This is a genomic window from Nonomuraea indica, from assembly GCF_002850745.1.
Taxonomy (GTDB): domain Bacteria; phylum Actinomycetota; class Actinomycetes; order Streptosporangiales; family Streptosporangiaceae; genus Nonomuraea; species Nonomuraea indica.
In genome coordinates this window covers 205597-225080 of record NZ_KZ559471.1, presented here as the reverse complement: position 1 = coordinate 225080, position 19484 = coordinate 205597, and the positions used below count along the sequence as shown (strand labels likewise).

Annotated in this window: 13 protein-coding genes; 6 read left to right on the top strand and 7 right to left on the bottom strand. The window is 73.3% G+C overall.

The features are described 5' to 3' along the window. The 5 genes from CXR44_RS40170 to CXR44_RS17745 form a co-directional block, all read right to left on the bottom strand. The coding region (locus CXR44_RS40170; RefSeq protein WP_219601862.1) for a DUF7158 domain-containing protein at positions 1-606 on the bottom strand (606 nt) is incomplete at its 3' end. Continuing rightward, the gene (locus CXR44_RS17760; protein WP_101787178.1) at positions 603-4829 is read right to left on the bottom strand and encodes a glycoside hydrolase family 38 N-terminal domain-containing protein; all 4227 of its coding nucleotides are present in this window, start codon (positions 4827-4829) and stop codon (positions 603-605) included. The genes CXR44_RS40170 and CXR44_RS17760, both read right to left, overlap by 4 nt. A 100-nt stretch (positions 4830-4929) precedes the next feature. Next, positions 4930-7437 carry an endo-beta-N-acetylglucosaminidase gene (locus CXR44_RS17755; protein WP_219601861.1) on the bottom strand — a complete coding sequence of 836 codons (2508 nt, stop codon included), beginning with the start codon at positions 7435-7437 and terminating at the stop codon, positions 4930-4932. An 11-nt stretch (positions 7438-7448) separates the two neighbouring features. Continuing rightward, positions 7449-8669 (bottom strand): glycoside hydrolase 5 family protein, encoded by a 1221-nt coding sequence (locus CXR44_RS17750; protein ID WP_101787177.1) that lies wholly within the window; start codon positions 8667-8669, stop codon positions 7449-7451. Positions 8670-8715: 46 nt separating this feature from the next. Then, the gene (locus tag CXR44_RS17745) at positions 8716-9747 is read right to left on the bottom strand and encodes a LacI family DNA-binding transcriptional regulator (RefSeq protein WP_101787176.1); all 1032 of its coding nucleotides are present in this window, start codon (positions 9745-9747) and stop codon (positions 8716-8718) included. Between the two features lie 98 nt (positions 9748-9845). Here CXR44_RS17745 and CXR44_RS17740 point away from each other — a divergent pair, with 98 nt between their 5' ends. From CXR44_RS17740 to CXR44_RS17725, 4 genes are read left to right on the top strand one after another with little or no spacing between them, the layout of a single operon-like run. After that, positions 9846-11135: an ABC transporter substrate-binding protein gene (locus CXR44_RS17740; protein ID WP_101787175.1), complete on the top strand. Its 1290-nt coding sequence runs from the start codon at positions 9846-9848 to the stop codon at positions 11133-11135. Next, entirely contained in the window at positions 11132-12031 is a 900-nt protein-coding gene (locus CXR44_RS17735; RefSeq protein ID WP_101787174.1) for a carbohydrate ABC transporter permease, read from the top strand. The genes CXR44_RS17740 and CXR44_RS17735 overlap by 4 nt, the downstream gene beginning before the upstream one ends. Position 12032: 1 nt before the next feature. After that, on the top strand, positions 12033-12902 hold the full coding sequence (locus CXR44_RS17730; RefSeq protein ID WP_101787173.1) for a carbohydrate ABC transporter permease: 870 nt from the start codon (positions 12033-12035) through the stop codon (positions 12900-12902). 30 nt (positions 12903-12932) lie between these two features. Continuing rightward, positions 12933-15947, top strand: coding sequence for an alpha-mannosidase (locus CXR44_RS17725; protein WP_101787172.1), 3015 nt, complete (start codon positions 12933-12935; stop codon positions 15945-15947). A 57-nt stretch (positions 15948-16004) separates the two neighbouring features. On the opposite strand, the gene CXR44_RS17720 is transcribed toward CXR44_RS17725, so the two are convergent. Further along, complete coding sequence (locus CXR44_RS17720) at positions 16005-16505, bottom strand: MarR family winged helix-turn-helix transcriptional regulator (RefSeq protein WP_101787171.1); 501 nt, start codon at positions 16503-16505, stop codon at positions 16005-16007. Between the two features lie 95 nt (positions 16506-16600). Here CXR44_RS17720 and CXR44_RS17715 point away from each other — a divergent pair, with 95 nt between their 5' ends. Further along, complete coding sequence (locus CXR44_RS17715; RefSeq protein WP_101787170.1) at positions 16601-17842, top strand: flavin-dependent oxidoreductase; 1242 nt, start codon at positions 16601-16603, stop codon at positions 17840-17842. Beyond that, entirely contained in the window at positions 17839-18294 is a 456-nt protein-coding gene (locus tag CXR44_RS17710; RefSeq protein ID WP_101787169.1) for a DUF3237 domain-containing protein, read from the top strand. Before CXR44_RS17715 ends, CXR44_RS17710 begins: the two co-directional genes overlap by 4 nt. Here CXR44_RS17710 and CXR44_RS17705 read toward each other — a convergent pair. Then, on the bottom strand, positions 18279-19355 hold the full coding sequence (locus CXR44_RS17705; protein WP_101787168.1) for a LacI family DNA-binding transcriptional regulator: 1077 nt from the start codon (positions 19353-19355) through the stop codon (positions 18279-18281). The two genes, CXR44_RS17710 and CXR44_RS17705, sit on opposite strands and share 16 nt — an antisense overlap. Positions 19356-19484 lie beyond the last annotated feature (129 nt).

Here is a 19484-nt window from a genome sequence, read left to right as displayed (position 1 = left end):
GGCGTCGACCCCGCCACCCGGCGTGCGCAGCCGCCACACCGGCCCGGCGGGCGGCCGAGCGGTGGACTCCCGGTGGACGGCCGCCTGCTCCGGGGCCACGACGACGTCGGCGGTGACGGCCTCGTACACGGCGCGGACGGCTGCGCTGCCCTCGTACGCCGCCGCGGCGATGGAGCCCAGTTCGACGGCGGCCCGCTGGTCGAGCCGGACCGGCCGGGCGTCTCCGGGGTCCAGCCCGCGGGCGGCGGCCTCGGCGGCGCACAGCTTCTCGGTCAGCACGACCTGGGCCACCCAGCGCGTGAGCTGCCGGTCCTCGGCCGTGCCCGGCGCGGGGAGCGCCGTGGACCGGGGCCCGGCCCGCAGGGCGGCGAGCCGCCGGTCCAGCTCGGCGCGCGGGAGGGGGTTGCCGTCGAGCCAGCCCAGCACCGGTCCCACACCGGGCGCGACGGGCCCACCGGTGACGGGCCCACCGGTGACGGGCCCGCGGGTGACCGGCCCGCGGGTGACGGGCCCACCGACGACGGACCCGCGGGCGACGGGCCCATCGCTGACGGGCGCGGTCCCGAGGACCGGGCGGCCGTGGCCGTGGTGGTGACCGGCCGTCATGGGGCCACCACCAGTTCGACGGTCGGGGCGTACTGGCAGCGGCCGTACCACATGACCTTGACCAGCGCCCAGGACGAGCCGGGGTCGGCGTCGCGCGGCGCGGCCACCTCGAACGCGACGGCGGCCGTCGCCCCCGCCGCGAGGGCGAACCCGCGGACCGGGTCGGCGACCAGGTCCCAGGTGCCCCAGGGCGAGACCAGCTGCAGCTCGCCGCGGATCTCACCCCGGGTGCGGTTGCGCAGCGTGAGCCCCAGCACGGCCCGGCCGCCGGGGGCGACGCGCACCGACCGCGCGGTCACGTCCACCGACAGGCCGGTGTCACGGCCGGGGGCGTCCTTGCTGCCCTGCGCGGCCACCCAGTCCTCCGGGACGTCGCCGGGGACGGGCAGCAGGCCCGGCAGGTCGCCGACCGCGATCGTGGCCACGTCCTCGACGGCCTGGCCGTCGTACCGGATCCGGGCGGCGGCGAAGTACGTCCCCGGCTCCACGCCCTCCGGCGGGGTGAGCGTCACCGGGAACCGCAGGTGCCCGCCCGCCGCCAGCCGGTACGGCCGCCGCGTCAGGCTCGCCGTCCAGCCGTCGGGCGCGAGGAGCTCCACGGCCCCCTCCACGTCGGCGTCCACCAGGTGCGACGAGAGCACGACCGACATCTCGACCGGCTCGCCCCCGGTCCGCAGGAGCCCCGGGGAGACCGCGACGCTCACCGGCAGGTACCCCATCGGCGCCGGCCCCCGGTTGTGCAGCCAGTACCGCGCGTGCACCGGCTGCGCCGCCTCGGCCACCGGTCCCAGCACCGCCCCGCCGCACGGCGGCGCGCCCGCGTCGGCGGCGTCGTGCGGCGGCAGGCCGGGTACGGCGATCACGGTGGCGACCTCGGCGCCGGTCAGCCCGATGGCGCCCGTGACGGGTTCGCCCCGGCGTTCGAGCAGGTCGGCGCGGTGGGGCTCGGCGAGGGCGAGCGCGCCGGACAGGGTGGCGTCGCGGCCGTGCCCGGTGGACTCCATCAGGCGTACGGTCACCCCCGACGCCGGGTCGGGGGCCGCGGCCGATCCGTGCGCGGTCGGGTTGCCGGCCGGTTTGAGGGTGCCGACCAGCACCTCGCGGGCGGGCTCGGCCCGCAGGTACGACCGGGCCGGCGGCAGCGGGCCGGGGTGCGGCTCGGCGACCACGGCGTACAGGGGGTGGTTGAACTCCTGACCCCGGGCGGGCAGCGTCAGCGCGCGCCAGTCGCCCTCACCGGAGACCAGCGCGTAGCGGAACTCGTGGGTCCAGTGCATGAGCTGGAAGCCCGCGCCGTCGGGCAGCGTACGGCGGGGCGGGTCGATCCACACGCCGGACGGCCAGCCGGTGCACGAGCGCAGCAGCGACAGGTGCAGGGTCCCGGCCGGATCGACGGCGAAGCCCGGCAGGCCGTAGGTGAGCAGCGCGACGGTGTGGTCGGTGAGCCGCTCGGACTCGGGGATCTCCCCCGGGCAGGCGGCGCTCACGCGGGCGTCGGCGAGGTCGGCGGTCAGCGCGGCGGGGTCGGTGGTGACCAGGGCGGGCAGTGCGCGCAGGTCGCGCAGGTCGGCGTTGGGCCGCCAGACCTCGCGCAGCGGCCGCGCGGCGGGCACCCAGACGCGCCCGTCGCGTTCGAGGGTCTCGGTGTAGGCGGCCCCGGCGCTCTCCAGCAGCTCGCGCACCGCGTCGTTCTCCTCCGGACCGCCGATCATGACGCGGAAGTCGGGGAGGTTGGAGTCCACGTCGAGCCAGCCGTACCGGGACCAGTCGGCGCTCGCCGTGGTCGCGGTGATCCCGGCCCGGACCAGCGCGACCAGCAGGTCACGCGCGCCGGCGGCGTCGTCCAGCGCGGGCACGACGACCTCGGCGACCCCGAGCGCCCGGTCCCCCAGGAAGCGGCCGTCGGGCCCGGTCAGCGTGACCCGGGCGGTGGAGCCCAGTGCGAACCACGTGTTGGCGGGGTTGTCGAGGGTCCACGGCGCCTCGGCGGCGTCCACGTCGGGCAGGGCGAACCCGCGGCCGACCACGGCCCCGGCCACCTCGCTGACCGGCAGCGCGCCGGGGAGGTCGGCGGGGAAGCGCAACCGCAGCAGCCGGTCGGCCCCGCTGTAGCCGACGACGCGGGTGACGAGGTCCACCCGGTCCGCGCCGTCCCACAGCGTGACGGTCTGCTCGTAGCCGATGCCGTCCACCGTTCCGGTGATCAGCAGGCGCTCGCCGAGCGGGCAGATCTCACGGCGCACCACGGCAGGGCCCTGCGCCGCGCCGACGACCGGGCCCTTGGGCACCAGGTGCCAGGGGCCCTCGCCGAAGTCGGGGTGGGCCGGGTACTCCTCGTAGACGCGCAGCTCGTTGCCGACCTCGCCGTCCCGGACCAGTTCGCGCCCCGCCTTCTTGTCGAACACCGCGGACAGGCCGCCGCCGCGCAGGGGGTCGGCGGTGACGCGGTAGCGGGCGTTCTCGATCGTGGTGCCGTCGGCCGGGGTCCACGCGGGAGCGGCGGCGGACGAGCCGGGCAGCAGCCGCCAGGTGCGCCAGCCGGTCGCGGGCACGTCCTCGGCCAGGAACCGCAGGGTTCCCCGGTCCACGACGCAGGGCACGTCGGCGCCGATGTCGTCGATCACCCGCGCGCCGTCGGTCCCGGCGGGCAGCCGCACGGCGACGGGCGCCGACCGGTCGAAGGACAGCGTGTTCGCGACGACGACCGCGACGCCCTCCCCTGTGGTGTCCACGCGGGCGACGAGCGAGCCGAGCGAGGCGTCCAGCACGGCGGCCGCGAGGTCGTACGCCTCGCGCCAGCCGGACAGCAGGTCCAGGTAGACCTGGTCGGACTCGCTCCCGGTGATCGCGTCGTGGTGCGCGCCGTACGCGAGCTGCCGCCAGACCTTGTCGAGGGCGGCCTCGGGGTAGGCGCCGAGCCCTTCGAGCGCGGCCAGGGTGGCGAGCTTCTCCGCGTCCACGGCGGCCACCTCGCCCGCCCGCTGCGCCTGCTTGGTGTCGATGTAGGAGACGTCCTTGCCGGTGTAGATCGGGTTCATGTCCCGGGTCTGCGGGCTCGGCCGCCGGCCGGCGGCCGCCAGCTCGGCCCGGACCGCGTCGAGGAAGTCGCGGGGGGTGGCGCAGACGAAGCGCGGCCAGACGTAGCGGGAGTTCCAGGAACGGTGGATCTCGGTGACCCACTTGTTCGGCGGGGTGTAGTCGGTGCCCACGGGCAGCAGCAGGTTCTTCGTCGCCCCGACCGGCTTCAGCTTGCTGAACAGCTCGTACACGGCCTTCTCGGCGGCGGCCAGGTCGGCGGAGGAGTCCATCCACCAGCCCGCCGAGTAGTGGTGGGGCATGAAGTGCGTCAGCACGCCGAGCCCCGACGGGGAGATCCACTCGAACTCGCTGGGGAACTGCATGACCGTGGCGTCGTCCTTGGCCTCGCGGAAGTTCTTCTGGATCGGCCCCCACTGGTGGAACGGCCCGCGTGCCCAGGCGCTCCCGGTCAGCCCGGCCGCCGCGAGGTGTCCCGGGAACTGCGGGTCGTGCCCGAACGCGTCGAGCTGCCACGCCGTCGCCGGCTCGCCGCCCAGGATGTCGCGCTGGTAGCCGATGCCGTACACGATGTTCCGGATCGTGGTCTCGGCCCCGGTGAGGTTGGTGTTGGGCTCGTTGTACGTCCCGCCGACCAGCTCGACCTGCCCCCGCTCCAGCAGCAGCCGCAGGTCGGCCCGGCGTTCGGGGTGCACGTCGAAGTACGGCTTGAGGTAGTCGATCTCGGCCAGCACGAACGCGTAGACGGGGTCGCGCAGCGCCAGGTCCAGGTGCGCGTCGACCAGCGCGAAGCCGTTCCGCTCCCACAGCGGCCGGGTGGTGGCGTCCCCGGACAGCAGTTCCCAGGGCGAGGTGTACGCCGCCTGCGTGTTCCACCACACCGGGTCGTAGTGGAAGTGCGAGACCATGAACATCGTCCAGCCGGGCTCGGCCACGACGACCACGCCCTCGGCGCGCGCGTCACCCGCCGTCACCACGACCGGCAGTTCGGTCCCCGGGACCCGGTCCGTGATCTCCAGCGGGACCTCGACCTCGCCGGAGCCACGGGCCGCGCCCGTCACGCCGGGGCCGGTGACGGCGACCCGTGCGGGCGGGCCGTCGAGCGTCACGCGCAGCACCTGGCGCGGGGCGTCCTGCGTGCCCGCGAACAGGTCCGTGGACTCCACGGAGACGATGGTGACTGACACGGGATTCCTCTCTGCGGATCGGTGACCCGCGTGGCCGGCGGCCGGTGGCGCCGCCGGGTGCCCGGCGGCGCCACCGGCCTGGTGGGCGCGCGTCAACGCGCTAGTCGCCCCACGCCTCGAACTCGTAGATCCGGGCGGCCGGGTCGGTGGTCTGGGTCGGTCCGGTGATGGACAGCCTGACGTGGCGGGCGCTGAGGCTGACCGGGTGGGTGGTGGCGGCCGCCGTGTTGCCGGTGACGGTCACCGCGGTCCTCCACTCCTCGGAGACGGCGGAGCGCACCTGGATCGTGAAGTCCCGGGTGTTGAAGGCCGCGGGCTCCCCGCCGGCCTGCGCGTGCCGGACCACGAACCGGCTCAGGGAGCGGGCCTCGCCGAGGTCCACCTCCAGCCACCTGTCCGCGGTGAGGGTGCACCACTTGTCGGAGTTCCCGCCGGTGACGCTGCCGTTCACGGCCTTGGCCGGGCCCTCGCTCGCGGCGCACTGCCCGGAGGCGGTCGCCGGGCGGCCGAGGGCGTGGTTCTCCTCCCCCGGCTCGCCCGACCAGGCGACCGTGGTGGTCGCGGCGGCCGACCGGCCGTACTCGGTGGAGACGGCCTCGACCTCGATCGTCGTGCTGGTCTCGGCGCCGGCCCGGTCGAGCCGCGGCACGAAGTAGGCGTCGTTGGGCGTCGCGCCCAGGTAGGTGCGGGAGCCGTCGGCGTTGCGGCGGTAGACGTCGTAGTGGTGGACCTGGCCGGATCGGGCGGCGGTCCATGCGAGGCGGAGCGACTTGCGGGAGGCGGACACGTCGGTCGCGCCGAGCACCTGGAGGCCGGAGGGAGCGGCGGGCGCGTCCACGGCTCCGTCGTACACGGCGAGCTGCCCGACCCGGATGTCGTAGGAGGCCGCGGAGCCCTCGGCGCGCAGGCCGAGCTGGGCGATGGTCTTACCGGCGTGCGCCGACAGGTCCAGCGTCCGCCGCTCCCAGCCGGTGCCGGCCGTGGCCCCCAGGTCGAACGTGGTGAAGCGGTCCGGCGCGTCGGTGAACGCGACGGCCGCCTTGAGGCGGGTGGGGCCCGCGGCGGGCGTCTTGACCACGACGGACAGCTTGGTGTCGGCCGTCACCGGCAGCTTCGCCTGGTAGAGCCGCACGGTGTTGGCCGCGTCGAGCTTCCCGGTGAGCCGCAGCGAGGAGCCGCCCTCGTAGGCGTCGCCGTAGTCGATGGACGGCGTGAGCCGGGTCCCGGCGGAGTCCACCACCCACTGGTAGGTGGGCGGCACGTCCTGCACCGAGAGGTTGTTCCAGCCGCCGGTGCGCACGCGGGTCCCGCCGACGTTGTAGAAGTCGCCGTGCCCGGTGTTGAACCCGGTGACGAACGGCTTGGCGGTCACGGCCGTGGACTCGGCGATGTGGTGCGCCAGGCCCTTCCAGGGGGAGGACGTCGCAGTGTTGGACGGGTCGGCGTTGGCGCCCACCCAGTAGCGGGAGTCGCGGGTGCGGAAGTCGGCCGGGCCGGAGGAGGACTTCCACGTCCACTCGGGCCGGTAGATGCCCAGCGAGGTGACATGCGGCTGACCGGCGGGGAACACCGCGTCCCAGCTCACCCCGGTGTTGTAGCCGTTGGCCTCGGTGTCGATGCCCGCGTACAGCTCGTGCTCGTCCCGGCCGAGGGAGCGGGCCAGGTCGCGCGACGACCGCAGGTCGCCCGCGCTCCAGCCGAAGTCGAGGAACATCGAGTCGGACACGCGGGCGGGGTCGCTCAGGAAGGCGTCGTTCTCCGTGGTGAGCGCGTCCTGCCAGGTCACCGAGCCGCTCTCGGTCATCGCGTCGTACCACATGAACTCGACCGGGCCCTTGGCCCTGGCGTACTTCATCAGGGAGCGGAGCTCGGTCGCCAGGGCGGCGTCGCCGCCGGCGGTCTCCTGGTTGACGAACCAGCCGTCGAACCCGTAGTGCTGGGCCACCTGCACCAGTTTGTCGGCGACCGGGTAGGTCGAGCCGGACTTCCGCACGAAGTCGCGCACCCACTGGATCTGCCCGCCGTACGCGGTGGGCGGGAAGAACACCGTGCCGTAGACCTTGACGCCGTTGCGGTGCGCGGCGTCGATCACCGTCGCGTTGGGGGCGAGGATGAGGCCCTCGCTCGCCGAACCGCCCCAGAACACCAGGGTGTCGACGTACTGCCAGTAGGTGAAGGCGTAGTAGTCGGCGTCGAGGGAGCCCTGCGACGGGTTGCCCGAGGTGGGCCCGAACGACACCAGCGAGGCGACCCTGCCCTCGCCGGCGCGCGCGTTCGGGTTGGCCCTGAGCGCGGGGTCGGAGGCGCGGGGCCGCAGCGGCACCCGTGACCGGTTGAACCGGGCGTCCGGATCGGTCGCCGGGTTCCAGTTCAGGATCGTGTTCGGGTGCCAGTAGGAGGCGTAGGGCTGGCCGCCCGCCGCCCGCGCCGCGCCGCGGTCCGGCGCCGCCGGGGTGGACGGAGCGGCCGAGGGGGACGAAGCGGCCGAGGGGGACGGGCCGGCGGGCGAGTCGGTGGGCCGGGCCGTGGGGCCGGCCAGGGCGGGCTGGACGGCGAGGGCCGTCGCGATCAGGGCCCCGCACAGGGCGGGTAAGACGCGGCGTCGCATGTGGCTGCCTCTCATTCCTGGGTGAGGACGGTGTCGATCCCCCGAGTCGCGAGGTGGCCCGGGTCGCCGGCGCGGTCGCCGGCGACGATGGCCACGGGTCCGGTCTCGCGCAGCCGGACCCATCGGGTGTGGAAGGCGCTGCCGGGCGCGACCTCCGCCCGGCGGCCGGGCTCGGTGCGCAGGTCCACCTCGCACCGCAGGGCCGGGCGCCTGCCCCCGGTGCGGCGGCGGCGCTCGCCGATGATCGCCGCGAGTTCCTTGGCCGCCGGCTTGGGGTGGTGGTCCACGGTGAACAGGCCCAGGTCGTACTCCCGCTCCGGGAAGTCGGCGAGGGAACGATCCAGGTCGTGGGAGCACCACCAGGTGACGCCCCACAGGGCGGGGTTGGCGGTCACCGTGTCGAGCGTGCGGCGGACGAACTCGGCGGCGCCGGCCTCGGGCACGTCGGGCAGCGGCGCGCCGATCTCCTGCAGCCAGACGGGCCGTGCCGGGTCGAGCGAGGTGGCCGCGGCCAGTTCGACGAGGTAGTCGGCGTGGCCCACGGTGGCCGGGCCGAGCGGGCCGTCGATCGCGGAGACGCCGTTGAACACCCAGGAGTGGACCGTCGTCAGGTCGCCGAGGTCCACGTTGTCGGTGGGACTGAACGGGTGCTCCGGGTCGTACCAGGTGGCGTCGTACAGCGAGTGGAGGGCGAGCAGACCGGGCGCGGCGGAGCGCACGACGTCGACCAGCTCGGCGGCCCAGGCAGTTGACGCCTCGGGCGTGGTGGGGTTGCTCGGGTAGAGGTTGTTGACCTCGTTGCCGAGCGTGACGGCGAACACGTTGTCGCGGGTGGCGACGGCGCGGGCGAGCCGGTCGGCGTACGCGGCGAGGCCGTCGCGCACGGCGCGGTCGGTGAAGATGCTGCGCCGGTGCCAGGTGAGCACCCACGACGGCAGGAAGTCGAAGCTGGACAGGTGCCCCTGGAGCAGGTCGACGGCGACGGACAGGCCGAACTCGGCGGCGACGTCGATCACCGCCAGCAGGTCCTCCACGCCGCGCTGCCGGATCGCCGCCCGGTTGGGCTGGATCCACGGCCAGACGGGGAACACGCGGACGTGGTCCAGGCCGATCGAGGCCAGGTCCTGGAGGTCGCGGCGGACGGCGTCGAGCGAGAGGTCGAGCCAACTGTGGAACCAGCCGGCCGAGGGCACGTAGTTGGCGCCGTAGCGGATGGGGTCGGACAGGGGCACGCGTCCTCCGGGGGTCGAGCGATCTCCCGGCGCAGCCTAAAGCGTTTTAGTCCCCCTGCCAAGCCGCCGGCGGCGCCGTGCTCTCCCTGACCACGAGCCGCGGGGTCGCCGTCCTGACGTCCCGGCGCAGCCCCGGCTCGGCGATGACCTCCAGCATCACCTCGGCGAGCTGCCGGCCGAAGGCGAAGGTGTCGCGGGACAGCGCGCTGATCGCGGGGTGCGCGATCCGCGTCAGCACCGAGTCGTCGAAGGCCACGATGGACAACTCGTCGGGCACCTTCACCCCCATCTCGCCCGCCACGCCCAGCCCCGCCAGCGCCATGACGTCGCTGTCGTAGACGATGGCCGTCGGCCGGCGGGCGCGGGACAGCAGGGTCCGGGTGGCGGCGGCGCCCTCGGCGTCGCTGAAGTCGGTGGGCACCGACACCGCCTCCTCCAGGTCCAGCCGCCCGGCGCGGTCGCGCAGCGCGCGCGTGCGCCGCTGGGTGTGCCGGAACGCCGGCAGGCCCGCGACGTGGGCGATCCTGCGGTGGCCGAGCGCGGCCAGGTAGTCGACGACCGACAGCATCGCCTCGCGGTCGTCGGCCCAGACGCTCGACAGGCTGCCGTGCCTGCCGGGGCCGCCCAGGACCACCGCGGGCGCCCCCAGCTCCTCCAGCACCTCGATGCGCGGGTCGCGAACCTTGAGGTCCACCATGACGAACCCGTCCACCCGGTGCGCGGAGGCCCACTCCCGGTAGACCTCCATCTCGGCCTCGACGTCCTCGACGATCAGCAGGTGCAGCGCCACCGACTGCGCCGACAGCCCCGCCTGCAGCCCGGACAGCAACTGGGCGAAGAACGGCTCCACGCCGAGGGTGCTGGCGGGCCGGGCGATGACCAGGCCCACGGCCTCCGCGCGGGCGCCGCCCAGGGCCCGGGCGGCGCTGTGCGGACGCCAGTTCATCTCCTTCGCGACCTGCAGGATCCGCGCGCGGGTGGCCTCGCCCACCCCCGGGCGTCCGTTGAGCGCGAAGGACACCGCGCCCTTGGAAACCCCGACCTGCTTCGCGATGTCGGTGATCGTCGGTCGGCGCACCGCTGCTCCTTCACGAGTTCGTTTCAGCTATTGACACACGAGTCTAGCCAGGTGAATAGTCCGGCAACTAGAGCGATTTAGCATCCAAGGAGGGCGCTATGCGTGGGTACTGGACGGGGCTGGCGGTGGCAGCCGTCATGGTCGTCTCGGGCTGCGGGCTCGGCGGGGCCGACCCGCAGGGGGACGCCGCACCGGCCGCACCGGCCGCGGCGGCCACCGGCGAGGTGAAGGGCACGGTCACCCTGCAGACCTGGGCCCTGAAGCCCAAGTTCACGACGTACATGGAGCGCGTCATCGGCGCCTTCGAGAAGAAGTACCCGGGCACGAAGGTCGAGTGGCTCGACCAGCCGCCGGACGCCTACTCGGAGAAGGTCCTCAACCAGGCCGCCTCGGGCACCCTGCCGGACGTGACCAACCTGCCGCCGGACTTCGCCCGGCCGCTGGTCAAGCAGGAGATGCTGCTCGACGTCGCCCAGGCCGACCCCAGACTCGCCGAGGAGTACGTCGCCGGCGGGCTCGACGCGTACAGGTTCCGCGGGTTCTCCGGCACCTACGGCTACCCGTGGTACCTCAACACGGACGTCAACTACTGGAACTCCGAGCTGATGAAGAAGAACGGCCTCGACCCGGCCAAGCCGCCGACGACGTTCGACGAGCTGGTCGAGCAGGCCCGGACCTTCAAGGAGAAGTCCGGCGGCAAGGTCTACCTGATGAGCCGCCGCCCCGAACTGGGCGACCTCACCCAGGCGGGCGTGAAGATCATGTCCGACGACGGCAGGAGCTTCGTCTTCAACACCCCCGAGGCCGCCGCGGTGATCGACAAGTATCGCGCCGCCTACAAGGAGGGCCTGCTGCCGCGCGACGTGCTCACCGACACCTACGCGGGCAACGCCAAGCTGTTCAACGAGGGCACCGTGGCCTGGACGACGGCCGGGGCCAACCACATCATCGCCGTCAAGACCGACAACCCCTCGCTGGCGCCCAAGGTGGTGCCGTCGCCCGCCATGGGCGTCCCGCCGCTGTACGTCCAGGGCCTGTCGATCTCCAAGAGGACGAAGAACCCGGCCGCGGCGGTCGCGCTGGCCCGCTGGGTGACCAGCCCGGAGAACCAGGCGGCGTTCGCGCACGAGGTCAGCGTCTTCCCGAGCACCAAGGCCTCGGCGAACGACCCGTTCTTCACCCGCAGCGACGGCACCAACGGCGGCGACGCCAAAGTCATCGCGTTCAAGTCCCTGGCCACGGCCAAGGTGCTCCAGCCGGTGGAGGTCACCGAGGCGATGAGCAAGTTCGTCCGGCAGCAGATCGCGCTCGCGCTCACCGGGGAGGTCTCCTCGAAGGAGGCGTTGGACGCCGCGGTCGCCAAGTGCAACGAACTGCTCAACCAGTGACCGCTCCCGTCCTTCCCGCGCAGGGCGCCCTTCGCCGCCGGATCACCCCCTGGCTGCTGGTGGCGCCCGCCGCGCTGTGGTTGTTCGTCTTCAACGTCTGGCCCTCCCTGAACACGCTCGTCCTGGCGTTCACGAACGCCAAGCCGCTGAGCGGCGGGCACTTCACCGGCCTGGACAACTTCGGGCGCATGCTCGACGACACCCAGCTCGTCGACGCGCTGCTCAACAGCATCGTGTTCATGGTGGTCTGCCTGCCGGTGCTCACCCTGCTGCCGCTGCTGCTGGCGGTGCTGGTCGAGAAGAAGATCCCGGGCATCACGTTCTTCCGCACCGCCTTCTACACCCCCGTCGTCGCCTCGGCGGTCGTGGTCGCGCTGATCTGGAGCTGGCTGCTGAGCGACCGGGGCCTGATCAACGGGCTCGCGCAGGCAATGGGCGTGCTCCAGGGGCCCCTGCCGTTCCTGACCGACCGCTGGCTGCTGGTGTTCAGCGCCATCACGCTGACGGTGTGGAAGGGACTGGGCTACTACATGATCATATATCTGTCCGCGCTCGGAAACGTCCGGCGTGAGCTGCACGAGGCCGCGGCCGTGGACGGGGCCGGGCCGGTGCGCCGCTTCTGGAGCGTGACGGTCCCGGGCGTGCGCAACACGATGCTGCTGGTCTCGGTGCTGGTGGCGGTCTCGGCGCTGCGCGTGTTCTCCGAGCTGTTCGTCCTGTCGAACGGCACCGGCGGGCCCGGCGGGCGGGCGATGTCGCTGGTGATGCTGATCCAGCTCTACAGCCGTGGCTTCTACGGCCACTTCGGCTACGCCTCCGCGCTGAGCCTCCTGCTCTTCGTCATCACGATCGGTCCGATGCTCCTGCTGGCGCGGCTCAACAGGAAGGCGGCCTGACATGGCGGACCTGAAACGGCGGCGCGGCGGCCGGGGCGGGTTCGGCGCTCCGGGGCCCGGCGAGCTGGTGCTGCGGTACACGTTGCTGCTGCTCGTGCTGGCCATCACCGTCCTGCCGTTCCTGTGGCAGCTGTCCACCTCGCTCAAGGGACCGTACGAGGACGTCTTCGCGCAGACGCCGAGCTTCGTCCCGCTCCAGCCGACGCTGGAGAACTACGCGAAGGTCGCGGCGACGATCCCCGTCTGGACGTACGCGCTCAACTCGCTGATCGTGGCGGTCATCGTCGTGGGCGGCAACGCGGTCGGCGCGACGCTGGCCGGGTTCGCGCTGGCCCGGCTGGAGTTCCGGGGGGCGAAGCTGCTGCTGGCGTTGTTCCTGTCCACCCTCGTCCTGCCGGGCGAGGTGACGATCATCTCCCAGTACGTCACCGTCCGGAGCATGGGCCTGGCCGACACCCTGCTGGGCGTGGCGCTGCCCGGCACGATCGGGATGCTGAACGTGCTGCTGATGCGCACGGCGTTCCAGGCCATCCCCAAGGAGATGGACGAGGCGGCGGTCATCGACGGGGCGACGCCCTGGCAGCGGCTGGTGCACCTGGGCCTGCCGAACGTGCGCGGCATGCTCAGCGTGATCACGATCTTCGCGTTCATCGGGGCATGGGACGACTTCCTGTGGCCGCTCATCGTGCTCAACGACCCGAAGAACTTCACCCTCACCGTCGGCCTGCAGTACCTCAACGGGACGTTCAGCGCCAATCCCCGCCTCATCGCGGCCGGGACGATGATTTCCTTCCTGCCCATCGTGATCCTCTTCGCCTCGCTGCAGCGCTTCTTCTTCCGCGGCGTCGCCGAGGGCGCTATCAAGGGCTGAACCGGTTACCAGAACGAGGAGTACCCCTCCATGCATGACGACCGCCAACTGGTCGAAGCCCGCCTCAAGCGTGTCCTCGACGAGCGGATCCGCCCCGCGGTGTACCCCGCCTCCGTGCCGCTCGACGTGGCCGTGTGGCACGCGCCCGGCGAGCCCGTGCCGGTGGCCGAGGGCCTGGCGGCCTCGCCCACGCCGATCAGGGTCGGTGACGAGTGGGGCGCGCCGTGGGGCACGAGCTGGTTCACGGTCACCGGCACGGTGCCCGCCGACTGGGCGGGCCGGACCGTGGAGGCCGTCCTCGACCTGGGCTTCGACGAGAACATGCCGGGTTTCCAGTGCGAGGGCCTGGTCTACCGGCCCGACGGCAGCCCGGTGAAGGGCCTCAACCCGCGCAACCAGTGGGTGCGCGTCGGCGCGCCGGTCGCGGGCGGCGAGGAGGTGCGGCTGCACGTCGAGGCGGCCTCCAACCCGGTCATCCTCGACTACCACCCCTTCCTGCCCACGAAGCTCGGCGACAGGGAGACGGCCGGGAGCAAGCCGCAGTACCGGCTGGCCCGCATGGACTTGGCGATCTTCGACGAGACCGTCTGGCAGCTCGTGATCGACCTGGAGGTGCTCGGCGAGCTGATGGCGGAGCTGCCCGCGGACGGCGCCCGCCGCTGGGAGCTGCTGCGCGCCGTCGAGCGGGCCCTCGACCGGATCGACCTGCAGGACGTCAACGCCACGGCGGCCGCCGCCCGCGCCGAGCTGGCCGGGGTGCTGGCCACGCCGGCCGCGCCGTCGGCGCACCGGATCAGCGCGGTCGGGCACGCGCACATCGACTCAGCCTGGCTGTGGCCGCTGCGCGAGACCGTGCGCAAGGTCGCCCGCACCACCTCCAACATAACCGCGCTGCTGGAGGACGAGCCGGAGTTCGTCTTCGCCATGTCCCAGGCGCAGCAGTGGGCGTGGCTCAAGGAGCACCGGCCGGAGGTCTGGTCCCGGGTCGTCAAGGCCGTGGCCGAGGGGCGCTTCGTCCCGACAGGTGGCATGTGGGTGGAGTCCGACACGAACATGCCCGGCTCGGAGGCGATGGCCCGGCAGTTCGTGCACGGCAAGCGGTTCTTCCTCGACGAGTTCGGCGTCGAGAACCAGGAGGTGTGGCTGCCCGACACGTTCGGCTTCGCCGCCGGCCTGCCGCAGATCATCAAGGCGGCCGGATCGAAGTGGCTGCTCACCCAGAAGATCTCCTGGAGCCAGGTCAACACGTTCCCCCACCACACGTTCCTGTGGGAGGGCATCGACGGCACCCGGATCTTCACCCACTTCCCGCCCGTCGACACCTACAACTGCTCGATGAAGGGCAGCGAGATCGCCCACGCGGCCCGCAACTTCCGCGACAAGGGGGTGGCCCGGCACTCGCTGGCCCCCACCGGTTGGGGCGACGGCGGCGGGGGCACCACCCGCGAGATGGTCGCCAAGGCGGCCAGGATGCGCGACCTGGAGGGCTCGGCCACCGTCACCTGGGAGACACCCGCCCAGTTCTTCGCCAAGGCCGAGGCCGAGTATCCCGCCCCACCGGTCTGGGTCGGCGAGCTGTACCTGGAGCTGCACCGCGCCACGCTCACCAGCCAGGTCAGGACCAAGCAGGGCAACCGCCGCAGCGAGTCGCTGCTGCGCGAGGCCGAGCTGTGGGCGGCCACCGCTTCGGTGCGCGCCGGGTTCGACTACCCCCACGAGCGGCTCGACCGCATCTGGAAGACCGTGCTGCTCCATCAGTTCCACGACATCCTGCCCGGCTCGTCCATCGCCTGGGTGCACCGCGAGGCCGAGAAGACGTACGCCGCCGTGGCCGCGGAGCTGAACGAGATCATCGACGGCGCGCAGCAGGCCCTCGCGGGCGACCCCGCCTCCGGCGAGCTGGTCTTCAACGCGGCGCCGCACGCCCGCAACGGCGTCCCGGCCGGTGGCGCGGCCACGGTCCCGGCTCCCTCCCCCGCCGCCGCGGTCCGAACGCGCGGCGAGGGCGGGTACGTCCTGGACGACGGCCTGCTCCGGGTGGTGATCGACGGCCGCGGCCTCGTCGTCTCGGCGTACGACCTGCGGGCGGAGCGCGAGGCGGTCGCGCCGGGGCAGCCTGCCAACCTGCTGCAGATCCACCCCGACTTCCCCAACATGTGGGATGCCTGGGACGTGGACCAGTTCTACCGGAACACGGTGACCGACCTGGTGGACGCCGACGAGGTCGCCCCCGGTGAGGCGCCGGGCTCGGTCCGCGTGGTGCGCTCGTTCGGCGCGTCCCGGGTGACGCAGGTCCTCACCGTGGAGGCCGGGCGGCTCGACATCCGCACCGAGGTCGACTGGCACGAGACCGAGAAGTTCCTCAAGCTGGCCTTCCCGCTGGACGTGCACGCCGACCGGTACGCCGCCGAGAGCCAGTACGGCCACGCCTTCCGCGCCACCCACACCAACACGAGCTGGGAGGCGGCCAAGTTCGAGGCGTGCAACCACAAGTTCGTCCACGTGGAGGAGCCGGGCTGGGGGGTGGCGCTCGTCACCGACTCCACCTACGGCCACGACGTGACCCGCACCGTACGGGCGTGCGACTCGGGCACGACGACCACGCTGCGGGTGTCGCTGCTGCGGGCGCCGCGGTTCCCCGACCCCGAGACCGACCAGGGCCTGCATCGGTTCCGGCACGTGCTGGTGCCCGGCGCGGCGATCGGCGACGCGGTGCGCGAGGGCTGGTTCGTCAACCTGCCCGAGCGGCGGGTCCCCGGCGACGGCGAGGTCGCGCCGCTGGTCACCGTGGACGACGACGCGGTCGTGGTGACCGCCGTGAAGCTGGCCGACGACGGCAGCGGGGACGTCGTCGTCCGCTTCCACGAGTCACGCGGAGGCCGGGCCCGCGCTTGCGTCTCCACGGGCTTCGCCGCCACCGGCGTGGCCGTGACCGACCTGCTGGAGCGTCCGCTCGCCGACGCGGTCGCGCCGGAGCTCGCCGACGGGTCGGTCGCGGTGTCGCTGCGCCCGTTCGAGCTGGTCACGCTGCGCTTCAGCCGCTGAGCGCGCTCCCTCGGCGTGCCGCCTGGACGGGCGGCACGCCGAGGGGCCGGCGCGTCGTCAGTCCTGCGGCCGGGACTCGATGAGCCTGCGCGCCGTGGAGCTGAAGCGCCCCTGCTCGTGCTCGTCCAGCGCGGCGAACCAGGCGTGCTCGCGCCGGAGCTGGAGCTCGAAGGCCTCGCCCATCGTCGCCCGCCCCTTCTCGGTGAGGTCGACGTGGACCGACCTCCGGTCGGCGGCGGTCCGGCTGCGGGCCACGAAGCCGTCGCGCTCCAGCGTGTTGACCAGATTGGACACGGCCGAGCGGGTCAGCACGGACAGCTCGGCCAGCCTGGCCGGCCGGGTCGGGCCGAGCAGCCACAGCTTGAACATGAGCCGGAAGCCCGGCAGGGTGAGGCCGCGCGGCCGGTGCACCTGCGCTTCCAGGTCGTTGACCAGCAGCTGGGAGAGCTGCAGCAGGTTGTAGGAGAGCGTGAAGGCGCGGGACTCGGCCGGGGACCCCATGCCGGCCACCCGGTCCGCCGCATACCTCGCGTACCAGCTCTCCGCCGATTCGTCCATGCGTCCGATCTTCCCAGGGCTCTTGCGTGACGGCCTACGCGCCCAGATGATGAAGGGCAAAACAGTTAAGGCCATAATCATAACCGGGAGGCACGATGCGAGTGGTCATCGTGGGCGGCGGCATCGGCGGGCTGGTCTCGGCCCTGAGCCTGCACGCGGCGGGCATCACGGACGTGGTCGTCGCCGAGGCCGCCGCGGAGCTGCGCCCGCTGGGCGTGGGCATCAACCTGCTGCCGCACGCGGTCCGCGAGCTGACCGAGCTGGGCATGGCCGACCGGCTCGCCGGGATCGGCGTGCCCACCGCCGAGCTGTCCTACCACGACCGCCACGGGTCGCCGATCTGGTCCGAGCCCCGCGGTCTGGGCGCCGGATACCGGTGGCCGCAGTTCTCGGTGCACCGGGGCAGGCTGCAGATGATGCTGCTGGCGGCCGTCCGCGAGCGGCTGGGCGAGGAGGCGGTGCGGACCGGGCACACGCTCACCGGCTTTCACCAGGGGGGCGGCCGGGTGTCCGCCCGGTTCCGGACGGCCGGCGGGGAGGCCCAGCTGGCCGGTGACGTGCTCGTCGGCGCTGACGGGATCCGTTCGGCGGTCCGGGCCCGGCTCCACCCCGGCGAGGGCCCGCCCCCGTGGAACGGCCTGGTCCTCTGGCGCGGGGTGTCCCGGGCGCGGCCGTTCCTGTCCGGCCGGTCCATGGTCATGGCCGGGGACGGCACCGCGAAGTTCGTCGCCTATCCGATCGAGGAGGGCGACCCGGGCCTGGTCAACTGGATCGCCGAGCGGCCCGCGGAGCGGGCCGTCGCGCCCGGCGACTGGAACCGGGCCGTCGAGCCGGCCGAGGTGCTGCGCCATTTCGGCGGCTGGCGGTTCGACTGGCTGGACGTGCCGGGGCTGGTCTCGGCGGCCGAGGCCGTCTACGAGTACCCGATGGTGGACCGCGACCCGCTCCCCCGCTGGTCGCACGGCCGGGTCACGCTGCTCGGCGACGCCGCCCACGCCATGTACCCCATCGGCTCCAACGGCGCCTCCCAGGCGGTGCTCGACGCCCGCGTGCTCGCCTACGAGCTCGCCGTCGGCCCGTCACCCGAGCAGGCCCTGGCCGCCTACGAGGAGCGGCGGCGGCCCGTCACGACCGCCCTGTGCCAGGCCAACCGGGGCATGGGGCCGGAGGTCGTGATGAAGATCGCCCACGAGCGCGCCCCGGCGGGGTTCGCCGACATCGAGGACGTGATCCCGCTGGCCGAGCGCGAGAGCATCGCGGCCGCCTACAAGCGGACCGCCGGCTTCGATCCCCGGCTGCTCAACGAGCGCCCCTCCTACGGCGTGGCGCCGGCATGAGGCCCGAGCTGGCCCTGCTGGCCGCCTTCCGGGTCGAGCTGGACCCGATCCTGGAGCTCGGCGACTCGCCCTGGGGCCGCCGCCGGATCATCGCCATCACCGGCGGCTCGTTCCAGGGGCCACGGCTGTCGGGCGAGATCCTGCCGGGCGGGGCCGACTGGCAGCTCGTCCACGCCGACGGAAGCGCGAGCATCGACACCCGCTACACGCTTCGCACCTCCGACGGCGCCCTGATCTACCTGCGGACCACCGGGATCCGGCACGGCGCGCCCGACGTCCTGGCGCGGCTCGCGCGCGGCGAGGAGGTGGACCCGGGCGACTACTACTTCCGGCTGTTCTGCCGGTTCGAGACGGGAGCGCCCGGCTATCGCTGGCTCAACCGCTCGCTGGCCGTCGCCTCGGCCGTGCGGACCCGCGACGCCGTGCTCTACGACGCCTACGAGGTGCGGTGAGGTGCGCGGCCCGGGCGACGCCGCAGCCCGGCCGAGGACGCGCGGGCCTGGAAGTCGGCCGTGAAGAGGCGGCCGCGGTCGCCCTCGCGGTCCTCGACGCAGTCGACGAGCAGCTCCACCGCGGTCTCGGCGGTCTCCCCGGGCAGGAAGCCGAGCGTGCTGATCGGCGGCTTGGTGTAGCGGGCCGCCGGGTCCTCGGTCGTGCAGACGAGCAGCAGGTCGTCGGGCACGGACAGCCCGCGGCGCTGGATCGCGTCCAGCAGCAGCGGCGGGTTGGCCTCGACCAGGACGAAGAGCGCGTCCGGCGGGACGGGGTCGTCGAGCAGCTCCTCGACCGCCCCCAGCGCCCGCCGCACGCCGGGGCCTGACAGGTAGGAGACGAGGGGAGAGCGGCCCCGCTCGGCGCACCAGTCGCGGTAGGCCTGGACCGACTCCTGGTGGAAGCAGGCCGTGGTGGCGCCCGCGACGACGGCGATCCGCTCGGCCCCGGCGGCCTCCAGGTGGTCGAGGACCCCGCGCGCCGCGTCGCCGTGGTCGAAGTCCACCCACCGGCCGAGTTCCTGTCGCGACCCGTCCGCGACCGCCGCCAGCGCCCGCCGGTCGGAGACCACGGGAACGCCCGCCGCGAGGAAGTCGCCGACCATCGGGTCTCCCGCGACCGGGTCGACCACGAACACGCCGTCCAGCGGCATGTCCAGCCAGCAGTCGTCAGGTCCGGAGGTGGGCAGCAGGACGACCCCGTACCCGTGGGCCAGGGCCGCCCGGGTGGTGGCGATGACGAGTTGCCCGAAGTAGGCCAGCTCCGCGTAGACCCACGGGGTCTCGACGTACTCGCGTGCCACCAGGCCGAGCAGCCGGGCGTGCCCGGTGCGCAGCAGCCGCGCGGTGGCGTTCGGACGGTAGCCCAGGCGGCGCGCCACCTGCCGGACGTGTTCGCGGGTGGCCGCGGGCAGCCGTCCGGTGCCGTTGAGCGCGGCGGACACGGTCGTCTTGGACACCCCCGCCGCGCGGGCCACGTCCACGAGGCGCACCCGGGGGACGAAGCGGTCTGACTGGCTCATGGGCAGCGATCCTGCCATCGGATCCGGCGGCCCGCCAGCTCGCCTGCCGTTACGGAATCGTTCCTCCACCCCCTTGTGCGGGAACGTTCCTTCACGAATACTCGCTGCCACTCGAGCCGCCCGCCATAC

What these genes read in the sequence shown, in the direction of transcription:
- CXR44_RS17710 (WP_101787169.1), top strand. Translation starts at nt 17,839, where the DNA reads ATGAGGCCCGAGCTGGCCCTGCTGGCCGCCTTCCGGGTCGAGCTGGAC.
- CXR44_RS17740 (WP_101787175.1), top strand. Translation starts at nt 9,846, where the DNA reads ATGCGTGGGTACTGGACGGGGCTGGCGGTGGCAGCCGTCATGGTCGTC.
- CXR44_RS17730 (WP_101787173.1), top strand. Translation starts at nt 12,033, where the DNA reads ATGGCGGACCTGAAACGGCGGCGCGGCGGCCGGGGCGGGTTCGGCGCT.
- CXR44_RS17705 (WP_101787168.1), bottom strand. Translation starts at nt 19,355, where the DNA reads ATGAGCCAGTCAGACCGCTTCGTCCCCCGGGTGCGCCTCGTGGACGTG.
- CXR44_RS17755 (WP_219601861.1), bottom strand. Translation starts at nt 7,437, where the DNA reads ATGCGACGCCGCGTCTTACCCGCCCTGTGCGGGGCCCTGATCGCGACG.
- CXR44_RS17725 (WP_101787172.1), top strand. Translation starts at nt 12,933, where the DNA reads ATGCATGACGACCGCCAACTGGTCGAAGCCCGCCTCAAGCGTGTCCTC.
- CXR44_RS17720 (WP_101787171.1), bottom strand. Translation starts at nt 16,505, where the DNA reads ATGGACGAATCGGCGGAGAGCTGGTACGCGAGGTATGCGGCGGACCGG.
- CXR44_RS17715 (WP_101787170.1), top strand. Translation starts at nt 16,601, where the DNA reads ATGCGAGTGGTCATCGTGGGCGGCGGCATCGGCGGGCTGGTCTCGGCC.